18 protein-coding genes are annotated in these 19292 nt (G+C 68.1%); 14 read left to right on the top strand and 4 right to left on the bottom strand.

The features are described from left to right. The first annotated feature begins 95 nt into the window (after window positions 1-95). Window positions 96-1334, top strand: a complete 1239-nt coding sequence (locus ACN9MV_RS09205) for an MFS transporter (RefSeq protein WP_426391899.1) — start codon at window positions 96-98, stop codon at window positions 1332-1334. Between the two features lie 7 nt (window positions 1335-1341). Here ACN9MV_RS09205 and ACN9MV_RS09200 read toward each other — a convergent pair whose 3' ends face one another. Continuing rightward, entirely contained in the window at window positions 1342-2250 is a 909-nt protein-coding gene (locus ACN9MV_RS09200; protein WP_093075366.1) for a LysR substrate-binding domain-containing protein, read from the bottom strand. A 111-nt stretch (window positions 2251-2361) separates the two neighbouring features. Here ACN9MV_RS09200 and ACN9MV_RS09195 point away from each other — a divergent pair, with 111 nt between their 5' ends. Genes ACN9MV_RS09195 through ACN9MV_RS09175 form a run of 5 tightly spaced genes read left to right on the top strand, consistent with a single transcriptional unit; the run spans window position 2362 to window position 7439 of the window. Continuing rightward, window positions 2362-3207 (top strand): HpcH/HpaI aldolase family protein, encoded by an 846-nt coding sequence (locus tag ACN9MV_RS09195; RefSeq protein ID WP_093171971.1) that lies wholly within the window; start codon window positions 2362-2364, stop codon window positions 3205-3207. Then, on the top strand, window positions 3191-4192 hold the full coding sequence (locus ACN9MV_RS09190; protein ID WP_426391898.1) for a Bug family tripartite tricarboxylate transporter substrate binding protein: 1002 nt from the start codon (window positions 3191-3193) through the stop codon (window positions 4190-4192). The genes ACN9MV_RS09195 and ACN9MV_RS09190 overlap by 17 nt, the downstream gene beginning before the upstream one ends. 42 nt (window positions 4193-4234) lie before the next feature. After that, window positions 4235-5128, top strand: coding sequence for an amidohydrolase family protein (locus ACN9MV_RS09185; RefSeq protein WP_426391897.1), 894 nt, complete (start codon window positions 4235-4237; stop codon window positions 5126-5128). A gap of 31 nt (window positions 5129-5159) precedes the next feature. Next, window positions 5160-6236, top strand: coding sequence for a hypothetical protein (locus tag ACN9MV_RS09180; RefSeq protein ID WP_426391896.1), 1077 nt, complete (start codon window positions 5160-5162; stop codon window positions 6234-6236). A gap of 12 nt (window positions 6237-6248) precedes the next feature. After that, the gene (locus tag ACN9MV_RS09175; protein ID WP_426391895.1) at window positions 6249-7439 is read left to right on the top strand and encodes a DUF5624 domain-containing protein; all 1191 of its coding nucleotides are present in this window, start codon (window positions 6249-6251) and stop codon (window positions 7437-7439) included. A gap of 4 nt (window positions 7440-7443) precedes the next feature. Here ACN9MV_RS09175 and ACN9MV_RS09170 read toward each other — a convergent pair whose 3' ends face one another. Beyond that, window positions 7444-8178: a helix-turn-helix domain-containing protein gene (locus ACN9MV_RS09170; RefSeq protein ID WP_426391894.1), complete on the bottom strand. Its 735-nt coding sequence runs from the start codon at window positions 8176-8178 to the stop codon at window positions 7444-7446. A gap of 203 nt (window positions 8179-8381) precedes the next feature. Here ACN9MV_RS09170 and ACN9MV_RS09165 point away from each other — a divergent pair, with 203 nt between their 5' ends. From ACN9MV_RS09165 to ACN9MV_RS09130, 8 genes are read left to right on the top strand one after another with little or no spacing between them, the layout of a single operon-like run. Next, a complete protein-coding gene (locus tag ACN9MV_RS09165) occupies window positions 8382-9539 on the top strand; it encodes an NAD(P)/FAD-dependent oxidoreductase (protein ID WP_426391893.1) in 1158 nt (385 codons plus the stop codon). 44 nt (window positions 9540-9583) lie between these two features. After that, window positions 9584-11035: a M81 family metallopeptidase gene (locus ACN9MV_RS09160; RefSeq protein WP_426391892.1), complete on the top strand. Its 1452-nt coding sequence runs from the start codon at window positions 9584-9586 to the stop codon at window positions 11033-11035. 43 nt (window positions 11036-11078) lie between these two features. After that, on the top strand, window positions 11079-12650 hold the full coding sequence (locus tag ACN9MV_RS09155) for an ABC transporter substrate-binding protein (RefSeq protein WP_426391891.1): 1572 nt from the start codon (window positions 11079-11081) through the stop codon (window positions 12648-12650). Between the two features lie 27 nt (window positions 12651-12677). After that, entirely contained in the window at window positions 12678-13613 is a 936-nt protein-coding gene (locus tag ACN9MV_RS09150) for an ABC transporter permease (RefSeq protein ID WP_093049926.1), read from the top strand. Window positions 13614-13632: 19 nt separating this feature from the next. Next, complete coding sequence (locus ACN9MV_RS09145) at window positions 13633-14535, top strand: ABC transporter permease (RefSeq protein WP_307615777.1); 903 nt, start codon at window positions 13633-13635, stop codon at window positions 14533-14535. A 10-nt stretch (window positions 14536-14545) separates the two neighbouring features. Further along, window positions 14546-15577 carry an ABC transporter ATP-binding protein gene (locus tag ACN9MV_RS09140; RefSeq protein ID WP_426391890.1) on the top strand — a complete coding sequence of 344 codons (1032 nt, stop codon included), beginning with the start codon at window positions 14546-14548 and terminating at the stop codon, window positions 15575-15577. Next, window positions 15574-16563: an ABC transporter ATP-binding protein gene (locus ACN9MV_RS09135; RefSeq protein ID WP_426391889.1), complete on the top strand. Its 990-nt coding sequence runs from the start codon at window positions 15574-15576 to the stop codon at window positions 16561-16563. Before ACN9MV_RS09140 ends, ACN9MV_RS09135 begins: the two co-directional genes overlap by 4 nt. Before the next feature lie 22 nt (window positions 16564-16585). Further along, window positions 16586-18043 carry an N-acyl-D-amino-acid deacylase family protein gene (locus tag ACN9MV_RS09130; protein WP_426391888.1) on the top strand — a complete coding sequence of 486 codons (1458 nt, stop codon included), beginning with the start codon at window positions 16586-16588 and terminating at the stop codon, window positions 18041-18043. Window positions 18044-18058: 15 nt separating this feature from the next. On the opposite strand, the gene ACN9MV_RS09125 is transcribed toward ACN9MV_RS09130, so the two are convergent. Both ACN9MV_RS09125 and ACN9MV_RS09120 read right to left on the bottom strand, forming a co-directional pair. Beyond that, window positions 18059-18271 carry a hypothetical protein gene (locus tag ACN9MV_RS09125; RefSeq protein WP_093049911.1) on the bottom strand — a complete coding sequence of 71 codons (213 nt, stop codon included), beginning with the start codon at window positions 18269-18271 and terminating at the stop codon, window positions 18059-18061. 129 nt (window positions 18272-18400) lie between these two features. Beyond that, a complete protein-coding gene (locus ACN9MV_RS09120) occupies window positions 18401-19291 on the bottom strand; it encodes a ZIP family metal transporter (protein ID WP_093049908.1) in 891 nt (296 codons plus the stop codon). Window position 19292: the final 1 nt, after the last annotated feature.

Below are 19292 nucleotides of genomic sequence, written 5' to 3'. Positions count from 1 at the left end.
CATTCCGGAAAATGTATTTGTGGATATGCATGGCGGCTCCTAGCATCGGCCGCATCAGCGCCAAAGAGCAGCTGCATCCATCAGGAGACAAAAACATGTCATCGCTTCCACTCGCCGGCGCCAGCCGCCCGCCACGCGCCCTCCCCTACGCCAGCCGCTTCTCGATCGTCGTCTGCTTCCTGATCGCATTGATCGACGGCTACGACACGCTGATGCTGTCCTTCGTCGCACCGCTCATCTCCAGGGAATGGGGCATGCCGCCCGGCGCCTTCGGCAAGGTGTTCGCCGTGAGCTTCGCGGGCGCTGTGGTGGGAGCACTCACCGTGGGTGCGGCGGCCGACCGCTTCGGCAGGCGCCGGCTGCTGCTTGCTTCGATCCTGGTGGCAGGCGGCTTCATCCTGCTGAGTGCGACATCGGCCAGCCCGGAGCAGCTGATGCTGTGGCGCTTTCTCTCGGGAATCGGCCTCGGCGGCGCGATTCCCACCATCTCGGCGCTGGCGGCCGAGCATGCGCATCCAGACCAACGCAGCGCGACGGTCTCGCGCATGTTCCTGGGCTTTCCCATCGGGGCCGTGGCCGGTGGCGCCATCACGGCAGCGCTGATGCAGTCGGTGGGCTGGCGCGGCATCTTCATCGGCGGCGGCACACTGGCGCTGGCGCTGCTGCCGCTGGTGTTCGCAATATCCGAGTCGGGGCGCACGAGCACCACGGCAGCGGACGCAAGCCCCGCCCATGCCAGGCGCCCACTGGCCGAACTCGTCGCCGAAGGACGCGGCCCCGGCACGGTGCTGATCGCCACCGCCGCCTTCATGATCCTGCTGGTCAGCTACTTCCTGCTGAGCTGGACGCCCAGCGTGCTCGCCATGAACGGCATGAGCCCGCAGCGCTCCGCGCTCGCCGGCGTGATGCTCAACGTGGGCGGCGTGGCTGGGGCTTTCGCCATGTCCTTCGTGGTGGCGCGGCGCAGCCCCTTCGGACCGGTGGCGCTGTGCCTGGCGCTGGGTGCAGCGCTCGTGCCTTTCTTCGGCTTTCACATCGTCGGCAGCGAGGTCGCCTCCTTCTGCCTGGTGTTCGCCATCGGCCTACTGGTGATCGGCGGACAGATGAACATCCCCGCGTTGTGCGTGCACTACTACCCGGCGAGCGTGCGCGCGACCGGGGTGGGGCTGTCGATGTCCGTCGGCCGCATCGGCTCCATCGTGGGGCCGCTGGTCGGCGGCCTTCTGGTGGGTGCGAAGTTGCCGTGGGGGCAGCTGTTCTTGCTCGCCGCGATCCCGGCCTTCATCGCGGCGGCGGCCCTGGGCTGGATCGCGTACCGCAAGCCGGGCGGCTGACTGGTCGTCAGCGCTTGCGGCTCGACGCGACCTGCGTGCCGCGCAACAGCCGCAACAGGCTGTCGAGGTGCGGATTGGCGTCTGCATCGCGGTAGCCCAGATACAGGCTCGACACCGCGTCCTTGTCGAGGATGCGGCTGTACAGCACCCCTTCGAGCTGGATGCACTGCGTGTCGGCCGGCACGATGGCCACGCCGAAGCCCGCCGCCACCAGCCCGACCATGGTCGAGGCCTCCCGCGTCTCGTGCATCACCGCCGGGCGGAAGCCCGCCTTAGCGCACAGCTCTTGCACCTTCCAGTACAGGCCGATGCCCGCGTCGCGCGGATAGACGATCAGCGGCACGTCCTTCAGTTCGCGGATGTGGATGCCCTTGCCACGCGTGAGCACGTGCTGCTGCGGCATCGCCGCGACCAGCGGCGCCGAGTACCACTCCTCGATGGTCACGCCCACCGGAATGCTCACGTTGGGCTTGCGCAGCACGCCGAGGTCGAGCTCGCGGGCATTGATGGCGTCGAGCTGATGCATCGACGCCATTTCCCGCAACTGCAGCTCGACCGCCGGAAAGCTCGCGCGGTACTGGCGAATGCCCGATGGCAGCGCCGTCGTGAGCATCGACGAAGCGGTGAAGCCCACGTTGAGCTTGCCGACCTCGCCCGCTGCGGCGCTCTGCACTTCGTCTTTCGCGCTCTGCACCGAGGCAAGGATGGTGCGCGCCCGGTCGAGAAAGTGCCGCCCGGCCTGCGTGAGATACACGCGGCGCTTGTCGCGCTCGAAAAGCTGCACCCCCAGCTCTTCTTCGAGCCCGCGAATCTGCGTGCTCAGGGGCGGCTGTGCCATGTAGAGGCGTTCCGCGGCGCGGGTGAAGTTGAGTTCTTCCGCCACGGCAACGAAGTAGCGCAGGTGTCGAAGTTCCACGATATCTCCAGCGTATCGAATGCAATCCGAATCCGGTATTTCCGGATATGACGCCCATTCTCTAGCATCCCTTCACACCTTTACAACCACAGAGACAAAGGAAGAACCCGCATGGTGCAAGACAGCGCAACGGCGTCCGCCGACGCCGCATCGACCAACCTCGTCGTGAGCCGCCTGCGCCAGCGCCTGCCGGTGGCGGCACTGGGCATCCGCGCTTCGCGCACGCCCGACATCGCACGCATCGCCAAGGCCAGCGGCCACCACGCGATCTGGGTGGACCTGGAGCACAGCAGCATCGCCATCGACGCGGCCGTGCAGATCTGTGCCGCCGCAATGGACATCGGCCTCATGCCCTTCGTGCGTGTGCCGGAGCGCGAGTACGGCGTGATCGGCCGGCTGCTCGACGGCGGCGCGGGCGGCATCATCGCGCCGCGCATCGAGACCGTGGCACAGGCCGAAGACCTCGTGGCCGCCTGCCGCTTTCCGCCGCTGGGCCACCGCTCGGCCATCGGCACGCTGCCGCACGTGGGCTACCGCAAGATGGCCGCGGCGGATTTCAACGTCGCCATGAACCGGGCCACTGCGCTGAAGGTGCTGATCGAAAGCCCGCTGGGCATCGAGAACATCGAGCGCATCGCCGCGGTGCCGGGCATCGACATCGTGGGCATCGGCACCAACGACCTGAGCGCCGAGCTGGGCGTGGCCGGTGACTTCAAGCACCCGCTGGTACGCGCCGCGCACGAGACTGCGCTGGCCGCCTGCCTGCGCGTGGGAAAGCCGCTCGCCATCGGCGGCATCGCCGACGCGGCCTACTCGGCCGAGCTGGTACACCGTGGTGCAGCACCTTTCCTCATGACCGGCATCGACACCGACATGCTGCTGGCCGCCGCGCACGAGCGCGTCGCGAAGGCGTTGAGTTCGGTCGGTGTGGAGAACGGCGATGCGGTCGTGCGCTGAAGCAGCCCTGCGCCGCACAGGCGCCGTGCTCGCGCTGCTGTTCGGAACGCTGGCCTTGCCCGGCCCTGCGCTCGCCCAGGTTGCACAAGGAGCGACGACCCTAGTCGTGCCGACGCCGCCGGGTGGCCCCATCGACCGCGTCGCCCGCATCGTGGCGCAGGGCCTGTCTTCCGTGCTGGGGGAACCGGTGGTGGTCGAGAACAAGGGCGGGGCCGCCGGCAAGATCGGCGTGCAGGCGGCTCTGCGGGCCGCACGCGACGGCCACACGCTGATTGCGGTCTCGCCTTCCATCGCATCGGTCAATCCGGTGGTCGACAAGGCGGCGGGCTATGACCCGCTCAAGGACTTCGATCCGCTCGGCATCGTCGCCTTCAACGACGGCGTGCTGGCGGTGCGCGCCGACCTGCCCGTGACCGACATGCCAGGGCTCGTGGCCTATGCGAAAGCACACCCCGGCGCGCTGACATACGGCTCCTTCGGCGTCGGCACCAGCCTGCACCTGCAGACCGAGGAGTTGCTGCACACGCTCGGCATCACAGCGCGGCACGTGCCGTACAAGGGCGAGGCGCAGGCGATGAATGCGCTGATCGCAGGCGAGGTCGACATGATGGCTTACGTCACCTCGCCCATCGTGCCCTTCGTGGCAAACGGCCGCGCGCGGGCGCTCGCCGCCACGGCATCGACCCGCTGGGCTGCGCTGCCCGCGGTGCCGAGCTTTGCGGAGACCGGCATCGACGCGCTGCGCAACTACACCTACCGCTCGTGGGTCGGAATCGTGCTGCCGGCAGGCGTGCCGGCGGCTGCGCGGCAGCGTGCCACTGCGGCGCTGCGCGAGGTGCTGGCCCGGCCCGAGACGCTCAAGGCACTCGAAGCGCAGGGCTTCGCGCCGGTCACGCCCGACGCCGAGACGATGCGCCGCACCGTCGCCGCCGAACTCGAGCGCAACCGCCGGCTGATTGCCGCCGGCGGTATCTCGCTCGAATGAGCCTTCATCGATTTTTTCCTTTCATCTTTTTCCTTCGAAACCATGAGTTCCCAGATCCTCACTTCCACGCCCATGCGCGCGCCCGAAACGCTGGCGCGCCCCGCCTTCACCGTGCCTGCCGGCGCCTGCGACTCGCACGTGCACGTGTTCGAAAGCGAAGACCGCTACCCGCACGTTGACCAGCCGCACTACACGCTGCCCGACGGCCCGCTCACCAAGCTCGACGCCATGTGCGAGTCGCTGGGCCTGGCGCGCTATGTGATCGTGCAGCCCAGCTTCTACGGCACCGACAACCGCTGCATGCTCGACGCCCTGGACATCGCCGGCGAACGCGCGCGCGGCGTGGCCATGGTGGCCGACAGCGTCACCGAAGAGACGCTGCACGACATGCACCGCCGCGGTGTGCGCGCGCTGCGACTCGACCTGTTCCTGCGCTCGGGCCTGCCGACCGCCGAGCTGGTGCAGTACATCCAGCGCAGCGTGCGCATGACGAAGACTCTGGGCTGGCACCTGCAGTTCTACACGCCGGGCTGGGTGGTGCGCGACCTCATTCCGTACCTGGGCGACATCGATGCCGACTTCGTCATCGACCACATGGGCTACATGCTCGAGAGCGACGGTCTCACGCGGCAGGACTTCGACCGCCTGCTGCGGGTGCTGGCCGACGGGCGCGGCTGGATGAAGCTCTCCGGCCCCTACCGCGTGGCCAAGGACGGCAACTTCGAGAAGCTGCGCCCGCTGGCGCACGCCATCGTCGACGCCCTGCCCGAACGCACCATCTGGGGCAGCGACTGGCCGCACATTCCCGACGGCGCGCGCGACACCGGCGAACTGCTGAACCTGCTCGCGCCGTGGGCGCCCGACGCACCGGCGCGCCAGCGCATCCTGGTGGACAACCCGGCGCGGCTGTTCGGCTTTGCGCCGATTCCGCAGTAAGGTGCGCATGCCGAACGAAAGAACGACCGCGATGAAAAACATCCAGGACCTCGACACCTCCGGCGCGCGTGCGGCGGAGACCTTCATTCACGGCGGCACGCGCTACCTCGTGGTGCCGCAGCTCGCAGTCGACGTGCCGGGGCAGCCCGCGATGATCACCGTGGGCAACAGCGATATCGATGCGCTGGTGTACCGCTGGCAGGACGAAACCTTCGTGCCGCACACGCGACTGCCCGTGCCAGGCGGAGAAGACGCGGAGTTCTTCGAGATCGGCGGCCGCGCCTTCCTGGCCACCGCCAGCCTCAAGTCGGGTGCCGGCCCATACGAGCTCAATGTCGACTCGGTCATCTTCGAACTGAAGGACGGCGCGTTCACCGAGTTCCAGCGCGTGCCCACTTTCGCGGCCAAGCAATGGACGCACTTCACCATCGGCGAACGCCACTTTCTGGCGCTCGCACAAGGCGTGGCGATGGAAGGCACCGAGGCCCGGAATCCGTCGAAGTCGGCCATCTACGAATGGAACGGCGAGTGCTTCGCGGAGTTCCAGGTCATCGACTCGACCTGGGGCTACAACTTCGCGTTCTTCGAGATTGGCGGGCAGCGCTTCCTGGCCTATGCCGACCACGTGGCGCGCTCGCGCGTCATGCTGTGGAACGGCACGCGCTTCGAAGACTTCCAGCTGCTCGACGGCAAGACCGGCCGCGCCTTCCAGTTCTTCGAGGCACAGGGCGAGGCCTGGCTGGCCTTCGCCTGCTTGCACGACGACACCGTGCTGCTGCGCTGGAACGGCACCGGCTTCGTCGCGCACCAGACGCTGAGCGGCCCCGGCGGGCGCGAGTTCGTCTGGCGCGAAGATGCGCAGGGCGGCGAGCTGGTGCAGATCAACTTCCTGCTCGGCAGCCGCGAGGCACCCGTTACCTCGCTGACCTCGGTCGGCTACCGCTTCGCCGACGGCAAGCTGGTGCCGCAGCGCGAGTTTCCGACCTCCGGCGCCACCGATGCCTGCGCCTTCGAGGACAGCGGCCACGCCTACCTGGTGGTGACCAACAGCCTCGGCGCCGACATCCGCTTTCGCACGCCGAGCAAGGTGTACCGGCTCGGCGCATAGACAGGAGCCACCATGACGGCAAACCCGAATTTCCAGAGCCCCGAGTTCCTGCGCCTCTTCGAGACCTACACCGCGAGCGCCGACAGCATCGGCGCGAAGATGACGCACGCCACCGCCGAGGCCGCGCCCGACGCGGCACTGATCGTTGCCACGGCGGCCGACTTCATCCTGTTTCCCGGCAGGGGCAGGCCGCCCGAGGTCGAGGGCTACCGGCTCACGACGCGCGGCTTCAAGGAGCTGGCAGCGGTGTCGCACCTCGGCCCCGCGCTGGCCTCGCTGGTGCGACTGCGTGAGCTCGACCCCGAAGGCACGCTGTGGCGCGGCGAAACCGAACGCCTGCTCGCCGCCACCGTGGCCGCGCGCGAAGCCAACAGCGTGGCGCTCTGGCGCGACGACATCGCAGTGCCCGCCTATCGGGGCCGCGAGACGGCCATCGCGAACATGGTGCACTACGCCTGCGAGCTCACCGAGCGCTACATCGCGCGTGCCCTCGCCCACCCCGAGACCCTCACTGCCGCCGACCTGCGCACGCACTACCTCAAAGCCACGGGCGATGCCATCGGCGCGAGCGTGCCGATGAACAAGGTGATGATCGCCACCTTCTTCCTCGTCGGCCTGGACACCGGGCACCGCGTGATCGCATGGTTCGAGCGCCACCGCATCGACTGGGCGAACGCAATGGTGCTGATCGTGGGCAGGCAGGGCCGCCCCACCGCGGGCGTTACCTGGAGCACCAACGCCGTGTGCTCGATGATCCTCGCCTCGTCGCACCATGCGCTGCCGCTGGAGCGCGTGTACATCGCACCGCATGCACCGGCGCCCACCTTCACCTACCCCGTCGACCTGGCGGCCGTGTCTGCCCACGAGGCGCCGATGCGCAAGCTCTGGTGGGCCACGCGGGCCATGAGCGACCTGGGGCCGATGATGTACGAGGGCTACCCGCGCTTCGCCCCCGGGCGCGGCGGCCGGCCGGTGCTGCAGCCCGACACCACCGAAGTCAGCGAGATGCCCGCCATCGGCGGACCGGAGGACTGGCATGCGCTCAACACCCGCATGCGCGTGATCCTCGAAGACCCGCGGCAGTTGCTGGCAGGGTGCGTCACCGACTACGCGGCGGACCAGCTGCAGGGCAATGGCAACGACCCGCTGAAGGCGGTGGTGCCGGGCCTCGACGGCACGGACTACCCCGCGTATTTCTCCTGAGGGGCTAGGCGCCCTTTCTGCTTGCTGGCGCCTTGGCCTTCACGGTCTTGCGTGCCGCAGGCTTGGCCGGCACCGGCGCCTTGCGCGCCTCTCCCTCGCGCGCGGACTGCATGTGCCGGCTCTCGCCAATGGTCATGCCCACGATCCGCGCGAGCTGCCGGCTCACGCTGATGTACGCATGGCCGAGGCGGCTGTCGAAGTACAGCGAATCGCCGCGCCCCATGTGCAGCACTTCGCCGTTGTCGAAGTGCACCTCGATCTCGCCCGACAGCACATAGGCGAACTCTTCGCCCGCATGCCGCACGAAGTCTTCCGGCCCGTGGATGCGCCGCGCATGCACTGTGCCGACGATGGGGCTCATCTGCTTGCCCGCCGCCGTGGTGCCGAGGAACTCGTAGGCAATCGACAGCCCCCGGTACACCACGCCCTTGCCCGCGCGCGTGACCACCGGCCCGTCGAGCTGCGCGGGCTTGACGCCTGCGCCCGCGAACATCGCGTTCATGTCCATCTCGAGCGCACGGCCCAACGCGGTGAAGTTTTCATAACCCAACGCGAGCTGCCCGCGCTCGGCGCGCGAGATGGTGGTGATCGACACGCCCGAGCGCTCGGCCAGCTGTGCCAGCGTCCAGCCGAAACGCTTGCGCGCGCTGCGCAGGCGATGACCGAAAGTGGTGCGGTCCAGCGTGGGCGGCTCGTCCTTCGGCTTCGTTGCCGTCCTGGTCCCTGTGTGTGGATTCACGCTTGGCTTTCTCTTGTGATGCAAGTGGATTCTGCCAGCCGGGCGGTGCGCCATCCATGCCAACCCGCGTGACGCAGGCGCGGAAGTTGCGTATACGCAAATTGCGTTGACGCAAATTTCACCGAAGCGGTGCACCATGGTTTCCCCTTGGTGCTACCAAATCAATTTGCGTATCCGCAAATTTCTACCTACACTTTTTGCCGATGACTTCCAGCACCCCAACGCCCGTCGTGGCAGATTTCCTCGTGATCGGCGGCGGCATCGCCGGGGCTTCGGTGGCCCATTGGCTCGCACCGCATGCCAGCGTGATCCTTCTCGAACGCGAGTCGCAGCCGGGCTACCACTCCACCGGTCGCTCGGCCGCCCTCTTCATGGAAAGCTACGGCACGCCGCAGGTGCGCGCCCTCACCATGGCGAGCCGCGCCTTCCTCGAACATCCGCCCGAAGGCTTCTCGGAGCACCCGCTGCTCACGCCGCGCGGCGCGATGATGGTCGCGAGTGCCGATCACATGGCCGAGCTCGAAGCCCACTGGGAGGTGCTGCGCGCCATGGACACCGGCGCCTCGCGACTGAGCGGCGAGCAGGCCCGCGAGATGGTGCCGGCGCTGCGCCCCGAGCAGGTGATGGGCGCGGTGTACGAACCCGATGCGTCCGACATGGACGTGCACGCCATCCACCAGGGCTACCTGCGCGGCATGCGGCGCGCCGGCGGCAAGCTGGTGTGCGATGCCGGTGTCACGGCCATCGAACGCGTGGGCGAGCGCTGGCGCGTGGAGGCCGGCGGCACCGTGTACGAGGCGTCCGTAGTACTCAACGCGGCGGGCGCATGGGTCGACACCGTCGCACGCATGGCGGGCGTGCCGCCGCTGGGTATCGAGCCGCGCCGGCGCTCGGCCTTCATCTTCGCGCCGCCCGAAGGCCAGAGCGTCGCGCACTGGCCCATGGTGTTCGGCGCCGACGAAGGCTGGTACATCAAGCCCGACGCCGGCATGCTGCTCGGCTCGCCGGCCAATGCCGACCCGGTCGAGCCGCAGGACATACAGCCCGAGGAGATGGACATCGCCATCGCCATGCACCGCATCGAGGAAGCGACCACGCTCGCCATCCGCCGCCCCACGCGCACCTGGGCCGGCCTGCGATCCTTCGTGGCCGACGGCGACCTGGTAGGCGGCTTCGAGCCCGGCGTGCCCGGCTTCTTCTGGGTGGCGGCGCAAGGCGGCTACGGCATCCAGACCTCGGCCGCCATGGGCGAGGCCTGCGCCGCGCTGGCACGCGGGCTGCCGCTGCCGGAGCGCATCGCCTCCTTCGGGCTCACGGCCGGGATGCTGGGCCCGCAGCGGCTGCGCACGGCCACCGCCTGACCACGCCCCCAATAACAAACACATCCAACCCACGAGACATCACCATGCGCGTTTTCAGTGCCTCCCTCGCCACCGAAACCAACACCTTCGGCCCGATGCCGACCGGCCTCGCCTCCTTCAAGGACCGCGGCTACTTCCCCGCCGGCAAGCACCCCGAAGCGATGACGCTGTTCTCGGGCCCGCTGTGGGCCGCACGCATGCGCGGCGCCGACAAGGGCTGGACGCTCTTCGAAGGCATGGTGGCCGGCGCACAGCCCAGCGGCACCACCACGCGCCACGCCTACGAAACGCTGCGCGACGAATTGCTGGCCGACCTGCGCGCGGTGCTGCCGGTCGACATGGTGCTGCTCGGCCTGCATGGCGCGATGGTGGCCGACGGCTACGACGACTGCGAAGGTGACCTGCTGGCGCGCGTGCGGCAGATCGTCGGGCCCGGGGTGGTGATCGGCGCGGAGCTCGACCCGCACAACCACCTCACGCCCGCGATGGTGAAGAACTCCGACCTGATGATCTCGTTCAAGGAGTACCCGCACACCGACGTGCTCGAGCGCGGGCTGGAGCTGGTGGACATCTGCGCCGCCATGGTCGAAGGCAAGGTCAAGCCGGTGGCCGCGGTGGTCGACTGCGACATGATCGTCACGGTCCACACCTCGCGCCAGCCGGCGCGCGGCTTCGTCGAGCGCATGCAGTCGCTCGAGGGCAAGAACGGCGTGCTGTCGGTCTCGCTCACGCACGGCTTCTCGTGGGGCGACGTGCCCGAGATGGGCACCAAGGTGCTGGTCTACACAGACGGCAACCAGGCCCAGGCCGACGCTCTTGCGCGCCAGCTCGCCGACGAAGTCATCGCCATGCGCGACGGCCTCACGGTGAACTACCCGAGCATCGATGCCTCGCTCGACGAAGCACTGGCCTTCGACGGCGGCCCGGTGGTGCTGTCCGACGGTGCGGACAACCCCGGCGGCGGCGCGGCAAGCGACTCCACCTTCATCCTGCGCCGCATGGTCGAGCGCGGCATCACCAACGCGGCGCTGGGCCCGCTGTGGGACCCAATCGCGGTGCGCATCGCATTCGATGCGGGCGTGGGCGCCAGGCTGCAGATGCGCATCGGCGGCAAGATCAGCCCACTCTCTGGCGATCCGCTGGACCTCGACTGCACCGTGAAGGCGCTGAAGCACGACCTGGTGATGACGGGCCTGGCCGGCACGCCCACGCTGATGGGCGACAGCGCGCTGATCGAGGCGAACGGCATCGAGATCGTGCTGATCACGCTGCGCAACCAGGCAATGGGCACCGACCTGTTCACGCAGCTGGGCTGCGACCTCGCCGCGAAGAAGATCATCGTCGTGAAGTCGTCGCAGCACTTCTACGCGTCGTACTCCAAGGTGGCGAAGCACGTCATCTACGCGGGCGCACCGGGCGCCGTGACGCTCGACCTGAACACGCTGCCGTACCGCAAGGCCCGCCTGCCCAAGTGGCCGATCGGCATCGCCGCCTGACCTCCTCTTTTTCTTTCTTTCGCCCCCGACCGGAGAACCGACGATGAAACGACGAACGCTTGCCGCCCTCGCTGCCCTGGTGCTTTCTCTCCCGGCGTTCGCCCAGACGCCGCCTCCCAAGACGCTGAAGGTGGTGGCGCACGCCGACCTGAAGATCCTCGACCCGACCTTCACCACGGCGTACATCTCTCGCAACTTCGGCTACATGGTCTACGACACGCTGTTCGCGCAGGATTCGAGCGGCAAGCCCCAGCCGCAAATGGTCGACAAGTACACGACCTCGAAAGACGGCAAGCAGTGGAGCTTCACGCTGCGCCCGGGCCTCAAGTTCTCCGACGGCAGCGCCGTCACCTCGGCTGACGCCATCGCCTCGCTGCAGCGCTGGGCCGCACGCGACAGTCTGGGCCGCGCAATGGTGGCGAGCGGCGCCGAGTGGAAGGCAACCGATGCGCGCAGCTTCACGCTCGCGCTCAACGAGCCCTTCGGCATGGTGCTCGAGGCACTGGCCAAGCCCTCGGGCTTTCCGCCGGTGATCCTGCCCGAGCGGCTGGCCAAAATGCCGGCCACCGCGCCGCTGACCGAGGTGCTTGGTTCAGGCCCCTTCATCTTCAAGCGCGACGAGTGGGTGCCGGGCAACAAGACGGTGTTCGTGCGCAACCCCAACTATGTGGCACGCAGCGAACCGCCGAGCGGCCTGTCGGGCAGCAAGAAGAGCAGCTTCGATCGCGTCGAATGGCTCTACCTGCCCGACGCCAACAGCGCAGTGGCCGCCCTGAAGCGCGGCGAAGTCGACCTCATCGAACAACTGCCTCCCGACTACATCGCGCCGCTGCGCACCGACACCAGCGTGAAGATCGGCGCCTTCGGCACCTACCAGGGCTTCCTGGTGATGAACCAGCTGCATCCGCCCTTCGACAACCCGAAGGTGCGCCAGGCACTGCTGCAGGCCGTGAGCCAGGAACGCTTCGTGGCGGCCATGGGCTTCCCGCTGGACATGCGCATGGCCTACTGCGCCACCTACTTCATCTGCGGCAGCCCCAACGACACGGCCGCCGGCGCCGACCCTTACCGCAAGGCCGACGTGGCCAAGGCCAAGCAGCTGCTCGCAGCCTCCGGCTACAAGGGCGAGAAGGTGGTGCTGATGGTGCCCAGCGACGTGCCCTACCTCAACGCAGAGGCACTTATGGCCGCGCAGACCATGAAAAGCATCGGCCTGAACGTCGACGCGCAGAGCATGGACTGGGCCTCCATCGGCGCGCGCCGTGCCAAGCGCGACGCGGCCGACGCGGGCGGCTGGAACATGTACGTCACCGTGGCCGGCGAGTTCGACGCCAACTCGCCAATCGCCAACGCCTACCTGGGCGCGGCGTGCGGCAACACGCTGCCCGGCTGGCCTTGCGACAAGCCGCTCGACGAGCTGCGCACCGCATGGCTGAAAGAGACTGTGCCGACCAAGCGCAAGGAGCTGCTCGACGCCTTCCAGCGCCGCGCCTACGAAGCCGTGCCGTACATCAACGCGGGCCAGTATTCGGCCGCGTTCGCCGCGCGCGCCAGCCTCAAGGGGCTGGACAAACTCTGGGCCGGCCTGCCGACGGTCTGGGTACTCGACAAGTAAGACGAAGCGCCAGCACAAGGCATCGCCATGGGCTACATCGTTCGACGCTTTCTCTCGACGCTCCCCGTCATGGCGGTGGTGGCCGTGGTGGTGTTCCTGCTGATCCACCTGTCGCCGGGCGACCCGGCCGCGCTCATCGCGGGCGACCTTGCAACCACCGAGGACATCGAGAAGCTGCGCGCCGCGCTCGGCCTGAACCTGCCGCTGTGGCAGCAGTTCGCGCTGTGGGTAGGCAAGCTGTTCACCGGCGACCTCGGCACCTCGATCTTCACGCAGATGCCGGTGGCGCAGCTGCTGGGGCAGCGGCTGGAGCCGACGGTGTCGATCGCCGCGCTGACCATGCTCATCACGCTGGTGGTGTCGGTGCCGCTGGGCACGCTCGCGGCGCATCGCGCGGGCAGCTGGATCGACCGGCTGGTGATGCTGTTCGCGGTGCTGGCCTTCTCGGTGCCGGTGTTCCTGGTGGGCTACCTGCTGGTCTACAGCTTCGCGGTCCAGCTGCCGTGGTTTCCGGTGCAGGGCTATGTGCACTTTGCCGAGGGCCCGGGCGAGTGGCTGCGGTCGCTGGTGCTGCCCTGCGTGAACCTGGCGCTGGTGTACATCGCTCTGGTGACGCGCATGACGCGCGCCACCGTGCTCGAAGTGCTGCACGAGGACTACATCCGCACCGCGCGCGCCAAGGGCCTGGGCGTGCTGCCGGTGCTGGGGCATGCGCTGCGCAATGCGGCCATTCCCATCGCAACCACCGTCGGCGCGGGCATCGCGCTGCTGATCGGCGGCGTTGTCGTCACCGAAACGGTGTTCGCCATTCCGGGCGTGGGCCGGCTCGTGATCGATTCGGTGCAGCGACACGACTACCCGGTGATTCAGAGCGTGCTGCTGCTCTCGGCGGGGGTGTATGTGCTGATCAACCTGCTGATCGACCTGAGCTACCGCCTGTTCGACCCGCGCATCCAGTACTGATGAAGAAGAACCCCACGCAATGTCCACGGTCCTTCCCTTGAACACCATCCAGACACCCGACGCCGCGGCCGACGACGAAGCCCCTTTCGTGCCGCCGCGCTGGCGCTGGGTGCGCAAGCACCCGACGCTGATCATCGGTGCGCTGCTGCTGATTGCGGTGGCCATTCTCTCCATTGCCGCGCCGTGGATCGCCACGCACGATCCGCAGGACATCGACCCGCTCGCGCGCATGCAGCCGCCCTCCGGCGAGCACTGGTTCGGCACCGATGCGCTGGGCCGCGACGTGTTCAGCCGCGCCGTGTGGGGCGGGCGCGTTTCGATGATCGTGGGCGCCGCGGTCGCGGTGCTGGCCACCTTCTTCGGCATCGCGCTCGGACTGGTGTCGGGCTTCGTGCGCTGGGCGGACGGGCCGATCATGCGGGTGATGGACGGGCTCATGGCCATTCCCGGCATCCTGCTGGCCATCGCGCTCATGGCGGTGACGCGCGCCAGCCTCGCGACGGTGATCATCGCCATCACGGTGCCCGAGATTCCGCGCGTGGTGCGGCTGGTGCGATCGCTCGCGCTCACGCTGCGCGAGCAGTTGTTCGTGGAGGCAGCACACGCGGTAGGCACGCGGCTGCCGGTGATCCTGGTGCGCCACGTGCTGCCGAACATCGTGGCGCCGTTGGTGGTGCAGGCGACCTTCGTGGCGGCGGCCGCCGTGCTGACCGAGGCCGCGCTCTCATTCCTCGGCGTGGGCGTGCCCTCGCAGACGCCGAGCTGGGGCAACATGATGGCCGAGGGGCGCAACTTCGTGACGGTGGCGTTCCACATCATCCTGTACCCGGGGCTGCTGCTGGCGGCGACGGTGCTGGCGATCAACCTGCTGGGCGACGGTCTGCGCGATGCGCTGGACCCGCGCCTGGCACGGCAGCTGTGAAGGACATGTCATGACGATCACCAGGTCCCACACCGCCCTCGCCCCCGGCGAGCCTCTGCTCGAAGTCGACAACCTGCGCACGCATTTCCACACGCTGGCCGGCGTGGTGCGCTCGGTCGACGGGGTTTCGTACACGGTGCGCGCGGGCCGCACGCTCGGCGTGGTCGGCGAATCGGGCTGCGGCAAGAGCGTGACGGCGCTGTCGATCCTGCGGCTGGTGCCTACACCGCCCGGACGCCACATGGGCGCGGTGCGGCTGCGCGGCACCGACCTGATGCAGCTCAGCGAACGCGAGATGCGGCAGATTCGCGGCAACCGCATCTCGATGATCTTCCAGGAGCCGATGACATCGCTGAACCCGGTGCTCACCGTGGGCCGGCAGATCGCCGAGACCGTGCAGCTGCACCAGAAGGCCAGCCGTGCAGACGCGATGAAGCGCGCGGTCGAGATGCTGCGCGTGGTGCAGATCCCCGAGCCCGAGCGGCGCGTGAACGAGTACCCGCATCAGCTCTCGGGCGGCATGCGCCAGCGCGTGATGATCGCGCTGGCCCTGGCCTGCAACCCCGAGGTGCTGATCGCCGACGAGCCGACGACGGCGCTCGACGTGACGATCCAGGCGCAGATCCTCGACCTCATCAAGCGCCTGCAGAAGGAGCTGGGCATGGGCGTGGTGATGATCACGCACGACCTGGGCGTGGTGGCCGAAAGCTGCGACCGCGTGGTCGTGATGTATGCCGGCAAGAAGGTGGAAGAGGCAGACGTGATCGACCTGTTCGACCGCCCGCTGCACCCCTACACACGTGCTCTGATGGCCTCGATGCCCGCGATGAACACCGCGAGCACGCGGCTCACCGAGATTCCGGGGCTGGTGCCGGCCGCACACGAACTGGGGCGCGGCTGCGCCTTTGCGGCGCGCTGCAGCCATGCGCGCGAACGCTGCCGCGCCGAGACGCCGCAGCTCGTGCAGCAGGGCGGCGACCATGTGGTGGCGTGCTTTGCAGTCGAAGAACACTGGGCAGGTACCGAGGAGATGGCTGCATGACGACGACCGCTGCAACGCCACTGCTGCAGGTGCGCAACCTGCGCAAGCACTACATCTCGCCCAAGCGCTGGCTGCGGCCGGCCAGGCCTTCGATCCAGGCGGTCGATGGCGTGTCGTTCTCTGTTGCGCGCGGCGAAACGCTGTCGCTGGTCGGCGAATCGGGCTGCGGCAAGACGACCACGGCCAAGTCGGTCATGCGGCTGGTCGAGCCGACCTCGGGCTCGGTGGAGCTCGAGGGCGAGGAGCTGCTGACGCTGTCCGCCGAGGACATGCGCATGCGCCGGCGGCAACTGCAGATCATTTTTCAGGACCCGTATGCCTCGCTGAACCCGCGCCTCACAGCTGGCGACATCGTGGCCGAACCACTGCGCAACTTCGGCATGAGTACGGCGGCCGAGCGGCGCGAGCGCGTGCAGTGGCTGTTCTCGCGCGTCGGGCTGCGGCCCGAGGCGGCGAAGAAGTTTCCGCACGAGTTCTCGGGCGGACAGCGGCAACGGCTGGGCATTGCGCGTGCATTGGCGCTGAACCCGAAGCTGATCGTGTGCGACGAGCCGGTGTCGGCGCTCGACGTGTCGGTGCAGGCGCAGGTGGTCAACCTGCTGATGGACCTGCAGGCCGAGTTCGGTATCGCGTATCTCTTCGTGGCGCACGACCTTGCGGTGGTGCGGCACATCAGCCATCGCGTGGCAGTGATGTACCTCGGGCACATCGTGGAAATTGCAGACCGCGACACGCTGTTCTCTTCGCCGCTGCATCCGTACACCGAGATTCTTCTGTCGGCCGTGCCCGTGCCCAATCCACGCACGCCCACACGCCGCATGCTGCTGCAGGGCGATCCGCCGAGCCCCGCCAACCCGCCTTCGGGCTGCCGCTTTCACACGCGTTGCCCGATGGCGCAGGCCGTGTGCAAGGAGAAGACGCCCGAGCTGAGCGAGCGGCCGTCGTCCGCGAACGGCAGCCACTGGGTTGCCTGCCATTTCCGCTGAAGAAGAAAGAAAGGATCTTTCCGTGTCCGAAAAACCTCCCCACTACGACCTGCTGATCCGCGGCGGCACCGTCATCGACGGCACCAAGGCGCCGCGTTTCGATGCCGACGTCGGCATCGTGAACGGCCGCATCGCCGCCATCGGCAAGCTCGCCGGCCACACAGCCGAACAGACGCTCGACGCCACCGGCCGCATCGTCGCGCCCGGCTTCATCGACTCGCACACGCACGACGACCAGGCCGTGCTGTCGCAGGCGCAGATGCCGTTCAAGGTGTCGCAGGGCGTGACCACGGTGGTGGCGGGCAACTGCGGCATCAGCGCCGCGCCGCTGCGCGCCGACATGGACCTGCCGATGCCGCTGAGCCTGCTCGACTCGCCGGCGGAAGGCCGCTTCACCACCTTCGCGGCGTACCTCGATGCGCTGCGCGCCACGCCCTCATCGGTGAACGTGGCGGCGATGGTGGGCCATTCGACCTTGCGCGCCGTGGTCATGGCCGACCTCGACCGGCCCGCGAACGACATCGAGATCGCGGCCATGCAAGCGCTGGTCGAAGAGGCGATGCAGGCCGGCGCCATCGGCCTGTCGACCGGCACTTTCTATCCGCCGGCCGTGAAGGCGACGACCGAGGAGATCATCGAAGTCAGCCGCCCGCTCAGCTCGCGCAAAGCGCTGTACGTGACCCACATGCGCGACGAGAGCGACCGCGTGATGGAGTCGCTGGAAGAAACCTTCCACATCGGCCGCGCGCTCGACATTCCGGTCGTGGTGTCGCACCACAAGGTGCAGAACACGCAGAACTTCGGCAAGACGAAAGTCACGCTGCCGTTCATCAAGGAAGCGATGCAGCACCAGTGCATCGGGCTCGACTGCTACCCGTACACGGCCGGCTCCACCATGATCCGCACCGACCGCGGAATGATGGAAGGCCGCGTGCTCATCGCATCGAGCGTGCCGCACCCTGAATGCGCAGGCCGCGACCTGAAAGACATTGCAGCCGGATGGGGCGTGTCGGGCGAAGAGGCGGCCAGGCGGCTGCAGCCCGGCAGCGCGATCTATTTCATGATGGATGAGGACGACGTGCAGCGCATCCTCGCGTTCGACGAGACCATGATCGGCTCGGACGGCATTCCGCTGGGCGAGAAGCCGCATCCGCGCCTGTGGGGCACCTTTCCGCGAGTGCTGGGCCACTACAGCCGCGACATCGGCCTGTTCCCTCTGGAGACGGCAGTGTGGAAGATGACGGGGCTCACGGCGCGCAACTTCGGCCTGCACGAGCGCGGCACGCTGAAGCCGGGCCACCATGCCGACGTGGTGATCTTCAACGCCGCGACGGTGCGCGACACCGCGAACTACGAAACGCCGATGCAGCCGGCAGAGGGCATCGATGCGGTGATCGTGAATGGCGCCGTGACCTGGCGCGATGGGTCGCACTGCGGGGTGCGCAACGGGCAGGTGATCACGCGGCGCGCGACTGCCTGAATGGCTTGAGCAGGCTCAGTCCGGAGCGTTCATCACGCGGTCGAATTCTTCGTCGGCCGGCACGTTGTCGGCATCGAGTTCGCTCGCATCGGTGAGATCGATGCCCGTTTCCTCCGACAGGTCGTCGGACACGTCGCTGTCCTGCTCCTCGAAGTCATCGGCGGGCGTGTCGTCCTCATCGTCTTCGGCGGGCGAGGCGGATCGCGCGGTGGCGTCGATGGTGTTCATGATCGGTTCCTCGGCTGATTTCTGACAGACCCCCTATGGTGCGCCTGTTTCGGCCGTTCCGGTTCATCCGGCGCGCAGCGTCGGTGTCGGAAAGTTTCCCGCGGGATTCGCTAACCGGCTGACCGACCGTCAGTCCTTGTGCACGTGGCCGTGCTCCCCGTGGCCCGGGTCGTCGTGGCCGTGGTCGTGCCCATGCTCGCCATGCGCCAGCCGGCTCACTAGCGTGACCAGCACGATGCCCGCGGCCAGCCACAGGATCTGCGCGGCGGTCTGGCGTGCCGGCAGGCGCTTCTGCAGCTGCGGAATCAGGTCGGCCAACGCCACGTAGACAAAACTGCTGCCGGCCAGCACCAGGAAGTACGGCAGCCAGCTGTGCAACTGGTCGACCAGCCACCAGCCCGCGATGCCGCCCAGCGCGGTCATGGTGCCGGCGAGCGACACCTTCACCAGCGCCGCGCGCTGGTTGGCGGAACTCTGGCGCAGCACGACGAGGTCGCCGATGTGGTGCGGAATTTCGTGCGCCAGCACCGCGATGGCGGCAACCAGGCCCAGGCGCAGGTCGGCGGTGAAGGCCGAGGCGATCAGGATGCCGTCGCCGAAGCAGTGCACGCTGTCGCCTGTGAGCACGGCCCAGCCACCGGTTCGGGGGCCGTGGTCGTGCGTGTGGCCATGCGAGTGCCCGTGGTCATGGTCGTGCCCCTCGTGCGCGCTCTTCTCGTCGCCATGGTGATGTTCGTGCCCGTGGTGCCACAACTCGGCCTTGTCGAGCAGGAAGAAGAACACCAGCCCGAACAACAGCACCGCGAACAGCAGCGCGGGCTCGATGCGGCTCTCGAACGCCTCGGGCAGCAGATGCATGAACGCCGTGGCAAGCAGCGCGCCAGCTGCCAGGCTCAGCAGATGCTGCGGGTTCACGCCGCCCGAGCCGCTGCGCACGCCCACCTTCAGCAGGAGGGCCGCGAGCCAGACGCTTCCGATACCGGCAACCAGGGTCGCCGCGATGATGACTATCAAATTCATA

The sequence above is a fragment of the Variovorax sp. R-27 genome, from assembly GCF_049913215.1.
Taxonomy (GTDB): domain Bacteria; phylum Pseudomonadota; class Gammaproteobacteria; order Burkholderiales; family Burkholderiaceae_C; genus Variovorax.
The sequence above is the reverse complement of the archived record's forward strand: the minus strand, read 5'-3'. Positions and strand labels throughout refer to the sequence as shown.